The organism is Gilliamella sp. LMG 34360 (assembly GCF_984568995.1).
The window spans coordinates 2,154,955-2,177,206 of the sequence record NZ_OZ474900.1; the positions used below are offsets into that span (position 1 = coordinate 2,154,955).

Below are 22,252 nucleotides of genomic sequence, written 5' to 3' on the forward strand. Positions count from 1 at the left end.
TGATTTGAAAATATTGATACGTAGAATCATAAAAAATAGGTTCAATAAAATACCTTTTCTAATAAATAGTTAGATAATTAATACAAACAATCAGATATAAAAAGAGCTAATACAAACTTAAAAGTTAGCCACCTACACGTATAACCATGACCATAAATAAAAGCCTTTTTTAGATTTATTATTATCTATTAACATTTACTTGTGATTCAATTCAATTAAATACAAATGCAATAATTCTATAACAACCTTGAACCCAATTAATTTTAAAGAGTTATCGATAAAAAGTAGATAATAAATTGAAATCTCAAGTGATAGAGCATAATAAACTATGTAAAAAAACTTATGGGATAATTACTTGAAATTTAATCAATTGAACTTATATTTTATAAGATTGGGAATAGTTTAAGGTATAAAAATAATGGCGTTAGAAACTGGTGGATTTTCTGAAAAAATTGGACATCGATATGAAGCAAATTGGATAGCCTATCAATTACTTCTTTTACTTGAAGAAAAAGTCAATTCGGTGATTGTTGAACCTATTGGACATGATGAAGTAGGTGTTGATGTTTTAACCGAACTTAAGGATGGTAAAAAACGATATTACCAATGTAAAAGTGGTGCAGGTAATAGTGAGTATTGGACGTTACCTAAACTCAATGAGTACAATATTTTAAAAAATGCTCTATTCCAAATTCAACGTGACCAAAGCGAATACCACTTAATATCACCATTACCATGTAAAAAGATCAACGATCTTAGAATAAGTGCTCTTAATAGTAATAATCCCGAGGATTTTTTAAAATACCAAATCAATGCCAGTAAAGAGCGGGAGAAAGATTTTAATAGCATTTGCCGATATTTGAATTTAGATGCTGAGGTTGAATCAGATTTACTACAGGCTATAAATTTTCTGAAAAAATTTCATATTATTGCCTATGATACAAATATTAAAACCATAGAAGAACTTGAGAGTAGAGCTGATAATTTATTTATGGATGATTCTGGCAAACTTATCACTTTTCTAAAAAACTATCCTGAAGATTTTAATAAATTACGGCAAACAATAACAGCAACCGATTTATTAACTGATTTAAAAGACAATGGATTTGAGCCCAAAATTATTCCTGATGATGACAGAATATCAACGGTAACCTCTTCTTTATCCGATGAATTTCAACAATCAATAGAACCTTTTCTTATTGGTGAGACATTAATTAAAAGAAGTGAATTAACCTCAGTTATTAACTCAATTGAAAGTCATGCCATTACTTTAATTTCAGCAGAAGCAGGTAGTGGAAAAAGTGCGCTACTGTTGGAATTACATAATTACTTAACGACAAACAAAATTATTTCAGTACCTATTCGATTAGATAGACGCCGTCCCGAAAATAATATTGATGATTTTGGTAAGTCGCTAGGCTTTCCTTATTGTCCAATCGGTAGTTGCAGTAAATTTTCTTCACAAAAAAAAATTGTATTTATCCTCGACCAACTTGATGCCATAAGATGGACCGGCACTCATTCGAGTAATGCTTTAGAAATCTGTCGTAAAATGGTGAGTAAGATTCTTGAGGAAAGAAATAAAGGAAAAAATATTTGCATTGTTATAGCATCCAGAGATATTGATATAGATGAAGATATTGCTTTATCCAAATGGTTAGAAAGTGTCAAAAAGGATCGTTTTGACATCAAGTTAACACTTTTAGATGAAGATACTATTAAACCATTAATTTCCCCTTATGAAACTTTTAGTTCGCTTTCTACACAAAAACAAGAGATATTAAAAATTCCTTTATGGTTGGGAATATATTTAGCAATAGCTCAACGCAACCAAAAGGCACCTCAGTTTAGTAATAAATTAGAATTAATTAAGAAATTTTTGGAAGATAGATTAGATAAGATCAATAGACTTGGTATCAATGAACAATCAGCTTCGGATTTTATTAATAAGATAGTTTCATTGATGAGTGATTCATCACAATTATCAATCTCAGAACATATACTTGATGCAAATACAAAAAAACAACTTGACGCTTGCCTTTCTGTAGGATTACTTAGTAAACAAAATAATCGAATCAGCTTTCGTCATCAAGCATTATTTGATTACCACGTTGGCCTTGCACTTTTTCAAGCTGGAATTCAATCACCTCAAACTTTATTAAATCACATTGGTAATTATGAAGAACAAACGTTAACCAAAAGAGAACATCTTAAATATGCGTTAGCTATGTTACTTAACCATAGCGAAAAAGTTTTTTGTAATTATGTTGAGGCTATTTTATTTAATAACAATATTCGCTTCCATTTAAAATTTTTAGTTTTAAATACAATCAAAGAAATTAAACGTATCAAACAACCGATAAAATTACTTATTGAGAAAATTCTTGAAACACCTGAACTATTTGACAAATTTTTAAATATCACCTGTGTTTCGAATATTACTATTATTTCTTATCTATGTGAGCAAAGAATTATAGAAAATTGGCTCAAAAGTGATAATGAAAAGTTAATCAATCATGCTATCCAACTGCTTCAATCTATTTCAACAGTTGAACCGGACTTAATTATTAATAATTTGACTGATTTTATTGGTCAGTCTGATTTATGGAATCAAAGAGTATATTCTACTCTTCCTCTGAAAATAGAAGAAGATAGTGATAAATTATTAGAATTTAGAAAACAATTGTTAAATTTAGGTTGTAAACCTTTTTATATTGCTCTTATGTCTTTGGTTAAAATAAAACCATTTAACTCATTTTTTTCTATCGAAATGGCGTCGAAACAATTTACAAATGTTATAAATAAGCAATTCTTTTCACATAATAAAAAAAATATTCATAATTTTTCTGATTTTCATTCTTTGACTAATGATGATTTTGAGGAAATAAAGAAATTATCTCTTTTAATACCTGACCAACTCATTAAATTAGTTTTGGATTATTTTAAATATGTTTTTAAATCAAAGTATGATTGGTTGTCTGATAATCAATATGGAACTCCTGATTATAATATTAATTTTGTCGAAAGCCTAATTATCATGCTAGAAATGGCTGGTAAAAATCTTTCTAAACAACCTGAAACATTGTTATCCACCATATTACCTTATATGGAAAAAAGCAATAAGATCAATACTCATCTAATTGCAAAACTACTATTAAATTTATCTTCAGAATATTCAGATCAAGTTATAAGTTGGTTATTAGATTTACCGAATGAACGTTTAAGGTGTGGTAATGGCTCAAGAGAACCGATCTGGTTACTCCCTAGTGAACTTACCAGTAAGTTTTCGCCATTTTGTTCCAATGAATTATTTAGGCAGTTAGAAGAAAAAATTTATAACTTTCCACCATCTAAAAATATCGAAGAAATAAAAAAATTATTTAAATTAACTCCAAAGGGAGTGGATATCAGTTATTGGGGAGAGTTACAATATTTTCTATTACCAACATTAGATAAGCATCGAATTTCGGCAAAATCAAAACAATTAATAGGCGTTTTAAATCGTAAATTTAGTTCTTATACAAGTACTGTTCTTTGTAAAAATGATATAGTTGTCGATGACAGGTTCACTTCCCCTTTACCTAAAGGTAATAAACTTTCTAACAAAACATGGAGAAAATTAATTTTATCCTCTAAAATTACTGGTTCAAAAAATACATTAGATAATAGAACTGAAGATTTATCTACTGAAGCAAGGATAAAACAATTTAGTCATGACTTAGCAGAAAATGTCAAAAATGAGCCTTATCGTTTTGCACAATTTGCACTAACATTACCTCAGAATACTGATCCACAATTTATCAATGCCATATTTGATGGTTTAGCTGAGAGTAACAACCAACAAAATAACAGTGATGATAAAGAAACTTGCCCAATATCTTTAATTGAACAAGTGATTCTTCATTTTAATAACTCAAAATGTGAATATTCTTTAGTCCAATTAATTAAAAGTAGATCTGAGCATTATTCTAAACCAGTAATGGATTTATTAATAAATCTTGCTAAAAATTCTAGCAATCCAGAAGCCGATAAATTGACTGTTACATCTGCTGAGCAAGAATATTCAGCATATAAAGCTAGTGCCAATTCCCTAACAAATACTATGTTAAATTCTGTTCAAGGCATAGCATATCTGGCTATCTCAAAAATTTTTTGGTACAACCAAGAATTTGCTTTACAACACTTAGCCATAATTGACAACGCAATCAATGACAATCATCCCGCAGTTAATATTGCAGCAGTTTCTCTCATAGCATCAATCCTCAATTATAATGATGATTATGCTCATCAAAAATTTATTGAATTATGTCATAAAGATCTGCGTATGGTCTGCGCTAAAGATGCATATCAATTTTTTAATCAAGGCTTTGAAACAAAATACCAATCACAATATATTGATTTAGTATTAAAAATGCTCGATTCATTCAGCGAGGATATTAGATTAGAAGCTGGAATAGAAATTTATGCTCGCTGGTTTTACAATGATTTATTTGTTGAACAACAGCAAGTTTTATTTCAAGACTATGCATTAAAAACAGGATGTGCAATTGTTGTATGTGGATTGTTAAAAGGAAAAAACTATAACGATAAAATTAATAAAATAGAAAATACATATCAGGTATTATTAAATGATGATGATAAAAGTATCATAAAAATGGTTGGCGATTGCATAAATAATGAAAATTATTGGGAAAAACCAAACTGTGAAAAGCTATTTGATCTATTTATCACATCAAAAGCTTCTATCTATTGTTTCGAAGAATTAGTTTATTATTTAAATAAAACACCTAAAAATTTATTAAGATTGGTGAAACCTATATTGAAATTAATTGAGAATATAATACTTCTTTACAATAAGAAAATATTTAATGAAAGCTTTAATATTAATGAAAATTGTTTAATTGATTTGCTAAAGAGACTATATGATGAAGCGGTAGAAGATGAAAATGGCACCGCTATTAATACCTGCCTTGATATTTGGGATACGTTATTAAAATCGGATATTTATTCTGCAAAAAATGCTATGGATCAATTGAATACAGGTTTACTCAATTAAGAAGATATTAATTCTATAAACATAGTATTGGTACAATATTTTCAATTATCACTTAGATTTTTTTATCATCTTTTTACTAAAGTCAGATCATCTTGTAAAAATTATTCAGGAGTCTATGCCATTTCAAATGGCATTGATAAATGATATTCAATATAAAATGCAGATGACATTAATCAAAATCTCAATAAGCGATTTTTTCCTAAACTATTTTCTGTTGTTTGAATCATGTTATCCATTGGTATTGTTTGATTTTTGGTTATGTTTCATCTTCCCTTATTACTATTGGTAATTGATAGTGTGTATTGTTCATTAGCTGGCATAGATAGGCTGTTTGTAGAATATGTTTGATTTCTATCGGTTGGTTTTGTGCTAATTTGTTTAGGGTGTGGCTTAACGTAGTTAAGCCAAGTGTATCGCATTGGTATTGTAATTGGTTTATTTTTTGTTTATCTGCGTTAGATAAGATCAATCGCCCAGAACTGGTGATTGCTTCAAGTAATGCCAGTGTAGGTTTGATGATATATGTCGCAATAGGATCTTGTTGGTAATTGATTTGCGTCATCTGTTTTTTTAATACCGGTTCTTTGGATGCTTCAAAGGCTTTATAATTTTTTCCTTTTGGATATAACCATTCATAATCAAAATCCAAATTGGCGATGTTGATTTGGTCGGTTTTCGACTCTTTATAAATGATTGCAAAAGGTTCAAGATCTAAATTACTGTCATTTTTTATGCATTTTACCAATACTGTCAATGGTTGATGAGCCGTTCTTAGCAAAAGGTTTAGCGTATCAATGCGCTGTGAATAATTTCCATCCCAAAAAAGTTGTAATAAAAGATCATTGTTTTTATTGTCTTTTATACACCAGATTAAACTTTGATTAATTTCATCTAATACCGGTTTTTGGGTATTGGTAATATGAATAGCGATGACCTGATCAAACAAGCCGTCACTGACATCACTATTTTCTAGATAACGACTCAGTTCTTTCCAGTTTCGAAAACCATTAAAGGCTCGAAATTCTTGATAATCCAGATCAGTCCATCCTATCGATTTTATCACCACACTCGCTCCAGTACTTGATAAGTTATTGCCTTCAGCAAGAAGAGGATTATTCAGTGAGAATCGTTTTCTCATCAATATATTTGGCATTGATTGCCATAATGAAATACGATGCCATATAGAATATTGATTAAAATTAATGTCAGCCTTATTGGATCTAGCTAGCGTTGTTTGGTAATACTGATTATCGTTAGGGTTCCAAAAGTAAAAAGTGGCACCTTGTGCACCGGTTTTACTTTCCCACCAATAAGCACCTAATGGCAATAAATCTAACGTTTGCTGGTTGCTCTGGTATTGGCGTTTTTGTTTTCCTCGTAAATTGGCAAGTTGTTCACCTTCGCTATTTAATATTGTTTGCAAATGAACGGTTAAGCGAGCTAAAAGTAAGATGATATCTTGCTCTTCAATAGCGAAATGCCGATTAACTTGCATCTCAACTAATTGGCACAATTGCCTAAGCATGGCAGCCAACATTGGTAAACCTTGTGCTCGGGCTGACATATTAAGTAATTGTAATTGGTTAGCTTGGCTAGCACTTACATGCGACAAGCCATGCTCTATTAACGTGTTGATTTGATTTTGTATCTGTTTTATCAAGATAATTTCATCATCACAAAGCTGATCTTGCTGATTATTTTGCTGATGTTCTGAAATAATCTGTTCAGGCCATTGCCAGCTTTTTTGATTTTGTTGGAATAGATAAGCAATAACGGCTAAATGTACGGCCTGTTTTTGCTTATCGGGTAATTCTGAAATGATGCCAGCAAAACCCGTACCCGCTGTGTAAATAACTGGGGTGGTACTTTGTGGAACTTGAATACGAAGTTGAACGCCCTGAGTTTGCACAGCTACCGCATCGCTTTGTAACCAATCAAACAGTAATTGATAAGCCAGTCGTATATTGGCTTTGCCCACTGTTTTAAATAACTGGCTACTCTCAATTGCTAATAGCTCGGCTAAAGGATCACTATGTGATTTAGAGGATTCAAGTGGTTGATTAAGTGTGTCACAATTTGGGGTAACTTTGGATTCATCGATAAGTGGATTTTCGTGTAACCATAACACAGAAGCTATTATGTGTTTACAATGATCACTAGCTGGACAGCTACACTTTGCCGCTTGAATACCTTGTGGTGTCAGTTTGACTTGTTGGTTATCAACCTCAAATATCAAATATGATTGATTGTGTTCGATTAATTTAACTTTATTAGCTTCAATATCTTTGAGTGCACGTCGAATGACGCCAACATTAGCATAGACAGCCAAAGCATCTTGATCGTAATTTAAGTAGATTTGAGACCAACTCATTTCATCACCTCTGCAAGCCAAGTAGCAAAATGTTCGGGTGTTAAAGCCGCAATTTCCATTCCCCGATTGGCGAGTTCTTGGGCTACTTGCAGATCATAAACGGGGGTTGCCAAGTAATCTAATGCAGCTAAACCCAGCATTTTAACTCGATTAGCATTAAGGCGTGCAACAGTTGTATAAAGGTTAGTTAAATTCACCCCCTCACAAAAATCACTGACCACAACCATGACGGTACGACTTGGATTTATTATTTTTTGTTCCGCATAATTTAGTGCATAACCAATATTAGTACCGCCACCAAGTTGTACTGTCATGAGTATTTCGACTGGATCGCTCGCTAAATGTGTTAAATCCACCACTTGAGTATCAAAAACCAATAAATGTAAACGAACAGCCGGCAACTGTGTAATGATACTAGCGCACACAGCCGAGTAGAAAATAGAGCTATCCATTGAACCGCTTTGGTCAACACATAAAATGATATCCCAAGGAAGTTGGCGAGTAGCGCGAGAGTTAAAAATGGCCTTTTCAATTATGATGCGTTGTTTATCATGATCAAAATGTTTTAAATTAGCTTTAATGGTTGCTCGCCAATCAAAATTTTGGTTATTTTTAATTAATGAGCGTCTAAATCGATTTTTTTTGCCTGTCATGGCATTAATAAAATTCGTCTGGATTTTTTGTAAAATTTCATCCACCACTTTTTTGATAAGCGCTTTTACCTCATCTTGAACATTGTTACTGAGCTTACCTCGTAAGCTCATTAAAAGTCGTACAGAATTGAAGTTGGGTTGTAACTCTTTAACGGCATTAGGATCGTTTAAAATACCTTCAAGATGATATCGTTCAATAGCTTGGTTTTGCATTCGTTCAAAAGTACTTTTAGGAAATAATTTGCGGGATTGTCGCAACCAATTTACTGTATTATAGACAGAACTCTCTTTTCCACCATATTTTGAGTTTGATTGGTTTTTATCTTCCATTAATAAACCCCGAGAACGATATTCATGTTGATAAAGGTAATCTAAAGCTTGATCAATTTGCTTATCGTATATGCCTAAATTATTATTGCTGTTTAGATGTTCATCGGCGTATTGACCTAATATCAAACGCCAACGCTTAACTTGCTCGTCTGTTTTGCTGTTTTTAGTTTGTTTATCGTTGATCATGCCAATGCCTACTGTTTGAACCAATCGGTAAGATGTTGCTGTTTTATTTTTTCCGTAATAAACAATTCCAGCAAGAGCGCCTTTTGTAGCTGATTTTCACTAAATTGATGCTGTTGAAAATGCAAATCAGCATCAGCATCAGCAATCTGATATTTTTTTGCAATTTTTTCGGCTAACGAAGCATTTTGTTTTGGATTTAATTGAGAAAAAGCATAACGTAAATCAGGTAAAATTTCGATAAATTGCTCAGGTGACCAATCCATCAGTAATTGATCTAAACTCTCCAATAAAATGGATGAATGTATTACTAATTCAGGTGTACATTGCATGATGCCAATAAAATAGCTAATTGCTTGTTCATTTTTAGTACCTAAACTGAAGTTAATTTTTATATTATCTTCCAATTGTTGTTGGCTTAAATAGGAATCTAAATAACTCATACTATCGATAGCACCACGAATCAAAGGTGCCTGAGTTAACTCTGGTTGTAAACGGGACAAATTATGGTAAAAATCCTGTTTAAGTTGGTTAACATCAAGCTCATCGGGCAGATAATTTAATAAATCTCTAAATGAAAGTAATACTTTTAAATTTTGCTGTTGCTGTTCATTTTCATGTTGTTTAAGTTTATTTAACAAGAAAAAACTCTGTTTAACAATTTTAGTTAATAACGTAAGTAAAGTGGATGTGGCTTTAAGTTGTAAAAAAGTTTGACCTTGCCATAAGTAAACCATACGGTGTCCACAATGGATGAGTGAACTCAATTCACCATCACTTTCAATAAAATCTGCAAAATTATCAACTAAATGGTTAAAGTAATCATCTAATCCCATTAAAGCAGCATGGGTTAACTGCTCAACGGCGATAAGACTTACCGAACCAGTCTTATCGTGTATAAGCTGCTCGGCGTCCAATTGCAATTTATTTATGGCAATTTGTTCCAGCTTAGTCCCCTGCTGAGATAATTCAATCAATCTTGCTTCAACCATTGGTGTCCAAGCATAACGCCAATCTTCAAACATCACATTTAAACGTTGGCCATGAATGTAATCAGGACCATCAAGTCGATTAGCAAAACCAACATTTAAAAAGGTCATCAAGTGCAAAAAACGGCTACGTTGTCGATGATTAGGCTTACGATAAATATCAATATGAGTAAGTTTTGGGTTGGTATCATCCAATTTGAAACGATATTTTTTTAAAGTTGAATAGACGTCATTAACTAGTGGTGGCTGTGACGTACCAGTCGGCACTTCGCCCAGTAGATTGCCTGATAAGCAACTTTGCACTGACAACCAAAACTCACTATGCGTATTGTCAATGCTCTCTTTAATAAAGCAAGATTGAATAGCATCGAATAAATCATATCGCCCTGCTCCAACATGTCCACGCAAATCCGCAAGTAATGTGGCTTGTTCAATGGCCGATTTTAAAGGAACAAATCCAGTTGAACTATTATAATTTGGTTGTTGGCGTAATTTATCAGCAATTTCAGACAGTAAAGCTAAGGTTAGCCGTTGGCGATATTCTCGCCCTGATTGATCTTTATTTGTCGCTTTATCATAATGCAATATCGATTGCCAAGCTGCTTGATAATAAGCGGGTGATGGCATACCCGAAGCATAACCATTTAACGCATCAAGACGATCAAAGCTATAACGAATTAGCCATGTTTGATCGTTCGCACTATTTTTTTGTTGGCGGTTAAACTGTATAACATCTGATCTTTTAGGTAATACAAGCTGATTTTGCCATAATCCCTCTATTAACGCTAAAGTATGAAATCCCCCTGTTACTACGACAATTTTGGCTTGCGGTTTGGATTTTTTTAGTTGACCAATAGCGGTTAACATATACTGTTCGCGCTGGACTGATCCTTCCGCAATTAGCGACTCTTGTGTGTAATCAAGCCTTGACATGGCACACCAAACAAACGTATCAACAAAAAACGTCTGCCAATCAGCGATTTCATTATAATCTTTTAATTCAAATAGATGCTCCCAAACTTCGTCGTGATCTCGGCAGTGCAGTTTTTGCATTAAACGTTGTATATATTGGCTATGTTTAAGATAAGTTTCAGAAAGTAGAGAACGATTATAATCCGAATCATAATCAATACTTTGATCCGTTTGTAAACTCCAAGGCAAATCAATAAATTGTATATCAGCCTGTTGCTTTTTTGCCATTTGCATTGCCAACCACTCCGGTGAGTAATGACAAAATGGATAAAATGCTGAATAGGTAATTGATTTAGGTGTTATATCGTCGGTATCATCGGTATCATCTTCCGTTTCTGGCTCGGAACTTGTCATTAGTTGATCAATGTTTTTTTCTGTTTGACATAGCACGGCGATAGGTGGCTTTGTGTCACTATGTAATAATTGCGCCATAATAGCCTCAAAGCTAGATGGCGCTTCTATCAATATATGTGTTGGCTGAACTTCCTTTATCAACTGTTTTAATGCATAGCTGCATGCGGGACTATGATGGCGCACTGGCGCAAAATAGATCTGTTCTTGCTGTAGCGCTTTTAGGCTTTCTACCGCTTTTGATAACCGTTCTGGTAATAGTGAATGGCTGATTGTCATAGCGATTTGTTATTTCCAAAAAGTTTTTGATACTTGATAAAAACTACGCCAAATATCGGATTTTTTAGCACGTTCACGTACCACATTATCCATATAAAACTGGATTCTTTTAATATCATCCGCATTGTCTTTCAAAACAACGCCAATCAGTTGTTTGGCAATTTGTTCACCTGTCAATGTCCCATCACCAAGATAATGGGCATCTAACGCAGATGCATAGGCAATATTCACCGCCTCGGCCGTTGACATAACTGCATCGGGTGTTTTTAATTTAGCACCCTCTGTGGTTTGACCTTGTCTGAGTTCTTGAAAGGTAGTTACCAACAATTCAATGACATCAATAGGGATAACGATTTGTGAAGTTAATTCGCCTAACTCTTGATTAAGCTGGCGTTGTATTAATTCAATTTCAAAACCTTTATCAGCAATAGGATTAACGGTTTCAAAGTTAAAACGACGCTTCAATGCCGCAGACATTTCATGCACGCCACGATCTTGTAAGTTTGCTGTACCAATAATATTAAATCCAGGTTTAGCTTTGATAACGCTGTTAGACCCCATTTCGGGAATCATCATTTGTTTTTCGGACATAATCGATACCAGCATATCTTGAATTTCAGGTTGGCATCGGGTTATCTCTTCAAAGCGGACTATTTTTCCTTGCAACATACCTTGATAGATAGGTGAGCCAATTAATGCCCGTTCAGTTGGCCCTTCGGCAAGCAGTAAAGCATAATTCCATGAATAACGAATATGATCTTCGCTGGTACCAGCTGTCCCTTGAATGGTCAAATTCGAATCACCACTTATTGCTGCTGCCAGTAATTCAGATAACATGGATTTTGCTGTACCGGGTTGTCCCACTAGCATTAAACCTTGTTTTCCTAATAGTGATACAATTGCACGATCAACTAACGAACGGATCGTCACCAAAAAATTTACGGCTAATGCCTAGTGTGTCGTTACCTAAAATAAATTGACGAACGGATTTTGGTGATAATAGCCAACCTTGGGGTTTATTATTGTCATTATCGGCTTTGCTTAACGTTGCCAATTCTTGGCTATAACGCTCTTCTGCAGTGAATCGTATTACTTGTTTCTGATTTACCATCTCTTTCATCCTTTCAATCTAAATCAAATTCGCTTGATACGTTGGCAACCGCCCTATAATCAACAAAACGCTCGACTAATAACCCAAGCGAAATGTCATTAGTGTCGATTTTTGCTGTTATCATTACTTTGTGCAACAATATCAGGCATACTAAACAGTCTATAAATCCGTTTATCATATTTATTTGTTTTTGATAATACCTTTCGATCATCAAGAACCATGGCATCTTTGTCATATAAAATTTAATGACGAATCCGTTCAGGTATTAACTGTTCTAAATCATGTAACCCCGCATTGCAATCAAGAAAAACCTGATCCCTCAACTTCTAGTCATGTATCCCATATCACTTTATTTTGCCAATTAGGGTCAAAACCATTGGATGCGTCGGCTACTGCTATATAGTTAGCATAACCTTCGGCTAATAACACTTTGGGTAGTTTATCAAGCGCAATTGCGCTATCTTTGAAACCTTTTTTATTACTGAAATAAAGGGTATAGAGTACTGCTGGAATATTTTCTTCAGGTAGCATGCTGCCACTGAATTCAATATTGATATAGATATTGAGAGTGTCAAAGTATTTATAGTAACTATAAAAACATCCGCCATCTTCAGCATTATCACGCTCGTAACCCAATTTCTTTAAAACATCACGTAAGGTAAAACTATCGGTTAACCAGCCTAAACGGTCATCAATAATACCATTTTTAAATTTACTCATATCGGGTAATGAAGTACTAAACTGATCAAACAATGTATTTACTTTGTATTCTTTAAGATACGCTTGCCATTGTGCGGTATCATCACTTGAGAGTAAAGCTGAATGAGCAACGGTAATAAATTGATTTTCATAGAGTAAAACTTCTGCACCATATTCATTCGTCGTAAAGTAGCCTTTTTCATTAGACCTAAAACTATTGATGAGCTGACCATTTTTATCTAATTGTAACCAAACTAAATCTTGAATTAATCGACTTACCAGTGGATGATGTTGTAAATATTTTTGCCAATCCTTCACTCGCCATCGACGCTTGGCACACATGGCTTGGTAAAAACGGTTAATTAAGAGTGACACCGCTACACTTTCTTCAATACCATAGGTTAACGCTAATATTCCTTTTGCTTTAATGGCTGAGCCAAGATAGGTGGTTAATGTTTCATTTTTAATGTCTCCAACAACCTGCTCATAAGTTATATCTTTATAGTCAGAATAAAATTCTGGATAGCGCTGATAACTTAAAATACGTTGTTGCAAGCGTTTATCAGCCTCTGAACTGGCTTTGGCTTCCGCCTCTTCCAGCGTTGGCGTTCGGGTATCTTGCTTAATAAAAATTTGTAAAATAAATTCGCCTAATTGCTGCTGACTTTGGGGGCTTAATAAGCGATTATAGATCGTTAACAGCGGATTAATCGGATCTTTTAATTTGAACGCTAAACAGATCCACCACTCAATAATCTGTGAATCAACTTTATCACCATTTTGCCAAGTTAACGTTGGTATTAAGTTAAAATCAAACCAATCAAGCCCGGTGGGTATTTTACCTTTTAAGCCTTGTTGGGCATCCGCCAATAATTTTTTTGCAGTTAAGTGCTGACTAATATCTTCACCCATTTTTTCCAATGCAACCAGTATCACCGCTTGTACTGTTTCGCATTTCTCATTTTTTAGCACAGCATTTAATGCATTAATTGAGCTTTTTTGTCCTAACTCGGCCAACCAATTAGCTGCGGCAATACGTACCTTTTGTTTCGGAGAAGATAAAGCTTTTTCAACTTGAATATGTATATTGAGGATCTGCCTTAAAGTATCTTGCGCTGCATAACGTACTTGATTATCTATATTGAGGTTTGGTCTTAAGACATACAGTTTATGTTGTGTATATTTACTTTCGTTTAAAGCTAATTCAAACAGATAAGCGACATATTTCGCTGGAATCGTTGGAAACATCTGTAATATTTTTATGGGATAAGCTTTATTAATAAAATAAGATGTTTGTTGAGGAGCCAAACCCAATGCTTCATCAATTAAAAATTCATTTTCAGCAAAAAAAGCCCATAATTTATAGGGTTCATTCTCATAAATGTTATGAAAATAATCACTAGATAAAAACACCCAAGCGATTTTATACTTAACATCAGGAATAATATTAATTTTTAACAACACATCAGCTACTTGTCTAAGATCGAAATTTTTAACAATGTCATATTTTGCGTATACATTTTGAAAATAGAGACAATCATGTCTATCTTTAATTAAGAGTGTCATTCTAAATAAGTGGTATAAAGAAAATTCAGGTAAATTTGATAGTCGATCTTTAGTTGCTAAAAAACTAACATCAATTTTCTTATCAAGTTTTTTGAATAATGTTGAGTGATCGATTTTACCATTCAAATAATCAAAGATAATATCCAGAGACTTTGATGTCACTGTTTGCAACAATTTATAACGGTTTTTTTCATAATCCCATGATGTATTATTTTCTCTGTTTTCCGCTAGCTCATTTTCCATCAATTTTTTACATTCGATAAGGTGTTCGTCAAAATTCTGTTGTAAAATATCACGAGCTGTGATTGGCAATGGCGTGTCAACAAGTGGTTCAAAAACAGGAATAATTAAATTAGCTTGCTGTTTAACTGTATTGCTAGTTTCTAATTTCAATAAAGCAATTTTAATGGTAGCTATAACTGTTTCATCTCTTTCGTTAGCTAAAGCCTGTAGTAAAATTGTCGGTTCAAGAATGATTCGAGAGAGCAATATTGCGGCATGAGCACGCTCTTTAGCCACTCCTGAAGTTAAAAAGTGTTGTAATTGGGGTTGAATCCGTTCATGTGGTAAATTAAATAGCATTTCTGTGGCTAATTGGCTAACCTGCTTGAAAGAATTTAACGCCTGCATGGCAATAAAATCAACCAATTGCAACTGAAGCTTTGGATATCTTTGAATGTATTTAAGTTGTTCTATCTGTCCTAAAGGCGCTAAACCCAGTGAGGGGAGTTGTTTAAATAATTCAATGCGTTCTTGAATATAACTCAATAACCCATCCAACTGCGTAAAATATCCAAAAAATTGATAACGATCAACAGCAATAAAAGTAATATATTTACGGTCAAAAATCGCGAACAGCAACTTATCGCCTAATCCTTCTTGTTCAATTTCAAGTAATTGATGTAATTGGTAGACTGACCAACTTTTGCGCAAATAAATTCCGTTTATACAATATTCTTCATAATAAGGTGGTAACTGAGTAATCAGTCCATCATATAACAGATAGATAAACCATGATGGAGTTTGCTTACTTATATGTTTAATAAAATCTAAATGGTCACATAAAATGGCTAAAACCCGGGCAAATCGAATGATTTGCTCTGGTGTATAAACATCCGTCCAAAACTTATAAAAATCAATACGAGCTTTTACCGATGGATGAGTTTTTGGTTCAAATTCATCCCATGTACTATAATAATCAGAAGGTCTTCTCAATAAGTCATAAATGTCATTAGCATTATCGGGTATTTGGCATAATTTATCAAAATCGTCTAACACATCAAGTTCATCACCATGCAAGATATATTGCGTTATCCGTTCTGGTAAAGACTTGTCTAATTCACTTAATGGGTTAAAGATAGTGATGAGCAGTCCATCATATAACAGATAGATAAAACATGAGGGGATTTGCTTATCTATATGTTTAATAAAACCTAAATACTTACATAAAATGGCAAAAAACCGATCAAATCGAATGATTTGTTCTGGTGTATAAACATCCGTCAAAAGCTTATAAAAATCAATACAGCCTTGTGTCGACGCATAACTCTTTAATTCATATTTATCCCATGAATCATGATAACCATAAAGGCTTCTCAATAATTGATAAATTTCATTAGCATTATCGGGTATTTGGCATAATTTATCAAAATCGGTCAACACATCAAGTTCATCTCCATACAAGATATATTGTGTGATCCTTTTTGGGAAAGATTCGTCAAAGTTACTTAATAGACCAAAGATAATGCTAATTAAGTGTCTAGATTTATGTGGACTTGTTGATAATTGTTCAGTTGTTTTCATATTCCTTTGTTTTCTCATTAAGATTCAAATCTTAGGTATCCATTTATAATTTCAGCATATTTATAACTTTTAATCGCTATTCATTCCAATCTAATGTCGCCATTTAAATAAATATAAAACTATCTAAGTCAATACACATCAATTCTTAATGTTTGATAAGTTTATTGGACGTTATCAAATAATGGCTACGAGCTGGAATTTTATATTCCTTATTAGTTTTAGTTTTATTCAATAAATTTATTTTTTACTTTAATGCATTACATAATATTTTTATGCGATCCATTTCTATTATCTACTTAAAACTAAAATGTTTAACATCGAAAATGGTAAATAAGTATTACTACTTTTAGTAGCAATACTTTTGTACACTAATCTCGACAATCATATAACCCATAACCAAATCAAGAATGATGTGTTTCATCAGATTTTGACCATGTTTTACCATATTAATTTATCTTTCCAATTAGGATCAAAACCACTACAGGCTTTTGCCACCGCCATATAATTAGCATAACCTTCGGCTAATAACACCTTAGGTAGTTTATTGAGTGCAATTGCTCTATCTTTATAGCCTTCTTTATTGGTGAAATAAAGATTATAAAGCACTACTGGAATATTTTCCTCAGGTAGCATGCTGCCACTGAATTCAATATTGATATAAATACCTAAACTGCCAAAGTATTTATGATAACCATAAAAACATCCGCTATCTTCAGTAGTATCACGCTCATAACTCAATTTGGTTAAAATACCACGAATGGTAAAACTGTCGGTTAACCAGCCTAAACGGTCATCAATAACGCCATCGTTAAATTTGCTTATCTCTGGAAATGCATGATTAAACTGCTCAAACAATGGGGTTATTTTGTAATCTTTAAGATGCGCTTGCCATTGAGCTATATCATCACTTGCTAGTAACGCCGAATGGGCAACAGTTATAAAGTGATTTTGATCAAGTAAGATTTCGTCATCTTGATTGGTTATTAAGCTACCATCTTCAGTTGGCCTGAAACTATTGACAATCTGACCGTTATTATCCAATTGTAACCAAACTAAACGTTGAATAAATCGTCCCACAATCGGGTGTGGTTGCAGATATTTTTGCCAATCTTCTACTCGCCATTGACGCTCGGCACACATAGCTTCGTAAAAACGGCCAATTTGCATAGTGAGCAATTGATTAAGCTCTTTTTTACTATTGCTGAACTGTTTTTTGGCTTCTTTAACTAATTCAGGGTTTTCGCTTTTACGTGCTTCAGGTAATGCTTTGATCTTTTCTCCATTAGCATTTTTCAATTGCCATTTAAATTGTTCATCTAAACTAACAGTAAAGGTACGCTCACCATAATCAAGAATTAACAAGCCATTATCATCTAATCCTGCCGTCGATATGGTGCGGTCTGCCAGTTCTTCTGTACTCCAGCCTGAACGTTCAGCAATACTTTCTACCAAATATCTGGCCTTTTCTTGAATGGATGCCGTACGATAGCGACGAGCTAATGACAATAATAGTTGAATAATCATAGGATCATCACTGTTTGCCAGTGGTTCAAGCATCGCTTCAATTTGTGCTCGACGTTGATAATGATTTTTCATAAAACTGCGTAAGAGAGACACTGCAATAGAGCCTTCAATACCACAGGTTAATGCTAATATTCCTTTTGATTTAATGGCTGAGCCAAGATAGATTGCTAATGTTTCATTTTTGATTTCTTCAAAAACCTGCTCATAAGTAATATTTTGGTATCTAGAAAATTGTTTTGGATAGCGCTGATAATATCCAATATAGTCTTGCAATCGTTTATTGGCCTCTAAGCTGGCTTTGGCCTCTGCCTCTTCCAGTGTTGGCGTTCGGGTATCTTGATTAATGAAACTTTGTAAAATAAATTCGCCTAATTGTCGCTGACTTTGGGTGCTTAACAATCGATTATAAACTGTTAACAGTAGATTAGACGGATCTCTTAATTTGACCGCTAAGCAGATCCACCACTCAATAATTTGTGGTTCAACTGTCTTACCATTTTGCCAAGTTAACGTCGGTATTAAGTTAAAATCAAACCAATCAAAATCGGTTGGTATTTTACCTTTTAAACCTTTCTGGGCATCAGCCAATAACTTTTTCGGCGTTAAGTGCTGACTAATGTCTTCACCAAATTTTTCGAGCGCAATCAATATTGCTGCTTGTACTGTTTCGCGTTTCTCTTTTTTTAGTGCAGCATTTAGTGCTTTAATCGAGCTTGTTTTTCCTAACTCGGCCAACCAATTAGCGGCAACTATACGTACCTCTTGTTTTGCGGAGGATAAGGCTTGTTCAATTTGATTATGTATATTGGGGATCTGTCTTAAGGCATCTTGCGCTACATAACGTATCTGCTTACTTTCACCTAAAGCTAATTCAAATAGATAAGCGACATATTTAGCTGGAATAGTTGGAAATAGCTGTAATATTTTTATGATACAAACTCTATCAATACGATCATAACGAGACTGAGCGAATTGTGGAGGAGCAAAACCCAATGCTTCATCAATTAAAAACTCATTTTCAGCAAAAAAAGCCCACAATTTATAGGGTTCATTTTCATAAATATCGTGAAAAACATCACTGCTTAAAAACGGTAGTGCAATTGTATATTCAACATCTGGAATGATATTAATTTTTTTAAACACATCAGCTATTTGTCTAAGATCGGCATTTTTAACAACGTCATAGTTTTCGTATAATCGATTAAAATAATAAGTAACACTTGAATCATCAATTAATCGTCTCATTCGAAATAAGTGAAATAAAGAAAATTCTGGTAAGTTTGATAATCGATTTTTAATAAGTAAAAAATCAAAATCAATTTTCTCGTCAATTTCTTTGTATAATGCTGAGCGATCGATTTTACCATTTAAATATTCAAAGACCTTATCAAGAGACTTTAACGTCACTGTTTTCAACCTTTTATAACGGTACTGATTATAACTCCATGATGTATTATTTTCTTTGTTTTCCTCTAGCTCATTTTGCATCGCTCTTTTACATTCGATAAGGAACTCGTCAAAATTTTGCTGTAAAACATCACGAGCAGTGATTGGTAATGGTGTATCACTAATTGGTTCAAAATCAGGAATAACTAGCTCAGCTTGCTGTTTGGCTTCATTGGCACTTTCTAATCTCGATAAAGCACTTTCAATGGTAGCAATAACTGTTTTATTAGTTTCGTTGGCTAAAGCTTGCTGTAAAATTGTCGGTTCAGAAATGATTCGAGAGAGTAATATTGCGGCATTAGCGCGCTCCTTAGCCGAGCCTGAAGTTAAAAAGTGTTGTAATTGGGGTTGAACCAGCTCATGTGGTAAGTTAAATAGTATTTCTATAGCTAATTGATTCACCTGTTTGGATGTATTTAACGCCTGCATTGCAAGAAAATCAACTAGTTGCAACTGAAGCTTTGGATATCGTTGAATATATTTAAGTTGATCAATCTGCCCAAAAAGTGCTAAACCGAGTGAGGGGAGCTGCTTAAATAATTCAATTCGTTCTTGAATATAACTCAATAATCCATTCAATCGGTTAAAATATTTAAATAAACCAACACGTATAACAGGAATATTTTGACGGTCAAAAATGGCAAATAGTAACTTTTCACCTAATCCTGCTTGTTCAATTTCAAGAAATTGATGTAATTGTTGTACTGACCAATTTTCACGTTCAATAATTCCATTTTCGTTTTCGCAATCATCATAAGATGGTAACGTGGTAATCAGTCCATCATATAACAAATAGAGAAACCATGATGGGATTTGCTCGTTTATACGTTTAATAAAATGTAAATGGTCAATTAAAGTGGCAAAAACTCGGGCAAATCGAATTATTTGTTCTGGTGTATAAATATCGGTCCAAGACTTATACACGTCAATGCGAGCTTTAAATGATGGATGAAGTTTCTCATAACTAAAGTAATAAAAACGTGAACGATAAATACCTGAGGGGCTTTGCAATAATTCATAAAGATCATTTGCCTTATTAGGTATTTGACATAATTTCTCTAAATCGACTAATACATCAATTTCATCACCATACAAGATATATTGTGTTATCCGTGTTGGTAAAGATTTATCTTGTTCACTTAATGGCTTAAAGATAACGGTAATTAATTCTTCGGATGTGTGAGTTTTAGTTGATAATTGTTTTATTTCTTTCATATTCCTTTATTTTCCTATTAAGGCTCAAATCTTGGGTATCCATTTGTATTTGCAACTTATTTGTAGCTTTTTAATCGCGACTTATTCTAATTCAATTTTGCCATTTAAATAAATATAAAACGATGTAAATCATTACAAATCATTTCATAATGACTAGATAAGTTTATTGGGCATCATCCAAAAATGGCTACAAGTTAAAGCTATATATTTTATACTATTTTTTAGTTGTATTTAATTAAGTTATTTTTTTCTTGATTGTAATACATTAAAGATTATTTGTACTCGAGCCATTTCTGTTATCGAGCCTAAACTTAAAGTTTTTAATATGCAAAATGATAAAAAAGTATTACTACTTTTAATTACACTCCACTCTCACATTAATGTCGATAATCACATCTAGGTATAAAATATTCATGTAATGGATGGATAGAGATGAAAAATGATAAGGCAAAAACATAAACAGAAAATATACTAATTTGTTTAACATTTTATTTCTTTATTCCTTTTATTAAACAAACGGTTGCAACCAAATAACTAAATGATCCATTTCTATTAAATTTTTTTAATATTATTGATTTTATTTTTAAATTAAAAAGATAGTTTTTGCCAACAACTTTTGCCATAAAAATAATAAAAAGTAATATTTATCAAGAGTAACGTGTAATCGAAAGCTAATTCATTGGCTAGATATTCAATTATATTAAGTGTGATATATGTAATGTTAGGGATAGATGGAGCTTGGTTTTGTGGCGCTTGTGAGCATAAACACCACAATTTAATAAGAGCAATAAACTAATCATCATTATTTTTTGATTAATTTGTTATCGTTTTTTTCATTCTCACTACTTAGCTTGCTCTTTTAACCAAGCAATCTCCTGAGCCCAAATATCTGGGTCAATGGTTTCAAGAATGAGCGGTATTTCGTCAATTCGCGGATCTTGCATGATAAATTTAAATGCTGTTTGACCGATGTTACCTTTACCTAAACTGTCATGGCGGTCAACATGGCTGGCGAGTTCACTTTTGGCATCGTTTAAATGCATGCCCCGTAAATATTTAAAGCCAACAATCTTTTCAAATTCATCAAACGTTTCTTTACAGGCTTTTTCGGTACGTAAATCATAACCAGCAGCAAAGGCATGACAGGTATCAATACAAACACCCACACGAGTTTTATCTTCAACTTTGTCAATGATTTGTGCTAGATGTTCAAACTTATAACCTAAGTTAGATCCTTGCCCAGCCGTATTTTCAATCACAGCAACCACGTTTTTGGTTTTATCTAAAGTGATATTTATCGATTCAGCAATACGCGCTAAACAGTCATCAACCGATATTTTTTGTAAGTGACTACCCGGATGAAAGTTTAATAAGGTGAGTCCCAACTGTTCACAGCGTTGCATCTCATCTAAAAAAGCCGTTCGTGATTTTTCGAGTTGCTCATTGTCAGGACTACCTAGATTTATCAGGTAACTATCATGCGGTAAGATCTGTTTACTGGTAAAGCCATACCGTTCACAGCGTTTTTTAAAGCTATCAATCATGGCTGATTCAAGTGGCTTAGCATGCCATTGTCTTTGATTTTTTGTAAATAAGGCAAAAGCTGTTGCGCCAATTTGATAGGCGTTGATTGGAGCATTATCAACTCCCCCTGCTGCGCTAACATGTGCACCAATGTATTTCATATTTTTATGTTCCTGATAA

General features: G+C 33.3%; 7 protein-coding genes and 1 pseudogene. 1 reads left to right on the forward strand and 7 read right to left on the reverse strand.

Annotation, left to right across the window (positions count from 1 at the left end; translation table 11 throughout):
• The first annotated feature begins 418 nt into the window (after positions 1-418).
• A complete protein-coding gene (locus AC5LW9_RS09785; RefSeq protein WP_493455797.1) occupies positions 419-5,056 on the forward strand; it encodes an NACHT domain-containing protein in 4,638 nt (1,545 codons plus the stop codon).
• 256 nt (positions 5,057-5,312) lie between these two features.
• Here AC5LW9_RS09785 and AC5LW9_RS09790 read toward each other — a convergent pair whose 3' ends face one another.
• The 7 genes and pseudogenes from AC5LW9_RS09790 to nfo form a co-directional block, all read right to left on the reverse strand.
• Positions 5,313-7,427 carry a YehQ family protein gene (locus tag AC5LW9_RS09790; RefSeq protein WP_493455798.1) on the reverse strand — a complete coding sequence of 705 codons (2,115 nt, stop codon included), beginning with the start codon at positions 7,425-7,427 and terminating at the stop codon, positions 5,313-5,315.
• Complete coding sequence (locus tag AC5LW9_RS09795; RefSeq protein ID WP_493455799.1) at positions 7,424-8,596, reverse strand: VWA domain-containing protein; 1,173 nt, start codon at positions 8,594-8,596, stop codon at positions 7,424-7,426. Before AC5LW9_RS09795 ends, AC5LW9_RS09790 begins: the two co-directional genes overlap by 4 nt.
• A gap of 8 nt (positions 8,597-8,604) precedes the next feature.
• Positions 8,605-11,184, reverse strand: a complete 2,580-nt coding sequence (locus tag AC5LW9_RS09800) for a DUF5682 family protein (protein WP_493455800.1) — start codon at positions 11,182-11,184, stop codon at positions 8,605-8,607.
• Positions 11,185-11,193: 9 nt separating this feature from the next.
• A pseudogene (locus AC5LW9_RS09805) lies at positions 11,194-12,295 on the reverse strand (ATP-binding protein).
• Positions 12,296-12,625: 330 nt separating this feature from the next.
• A complete protein-coding gene (locus AC5LW9_RS09810; protein ID WP_493455801.1) occupies positions 12,626-16,363 on the reverse strand; it encodes a DUF4132 domain-containing protein in 3,738 nt (1,245 codons plus the stop codon).
• A 438-nt stretch (positions 16,364-16,801) separates the two neighbouring features.
• A complete protein-coding gene (locus AC5LW9_RS09815) occupies positions 16,802-20,548 on the reverse strand; it encodes a DUF4132 domain-containing protein (protein ID WP_493455802.1) in 3,747 nt (1,248 codons plus the stop codon).
• An 842-nt stretch (positions 20,549-21,390) separates the two neighbouring features.
• Positions 21,391-22,233, reverse strand: a complete 843-nt coding sequence (gene nfo / locus AC5LW9_RS09820; RefSeq protein ID WP_198228154.1) for a deoxyribonuclease IV — start codon at positions 22,231-22,233, stop codon at positions 21,391-21,393.
• Positions 22,234-22,252 lie beyond the last annotated feature (19 nt).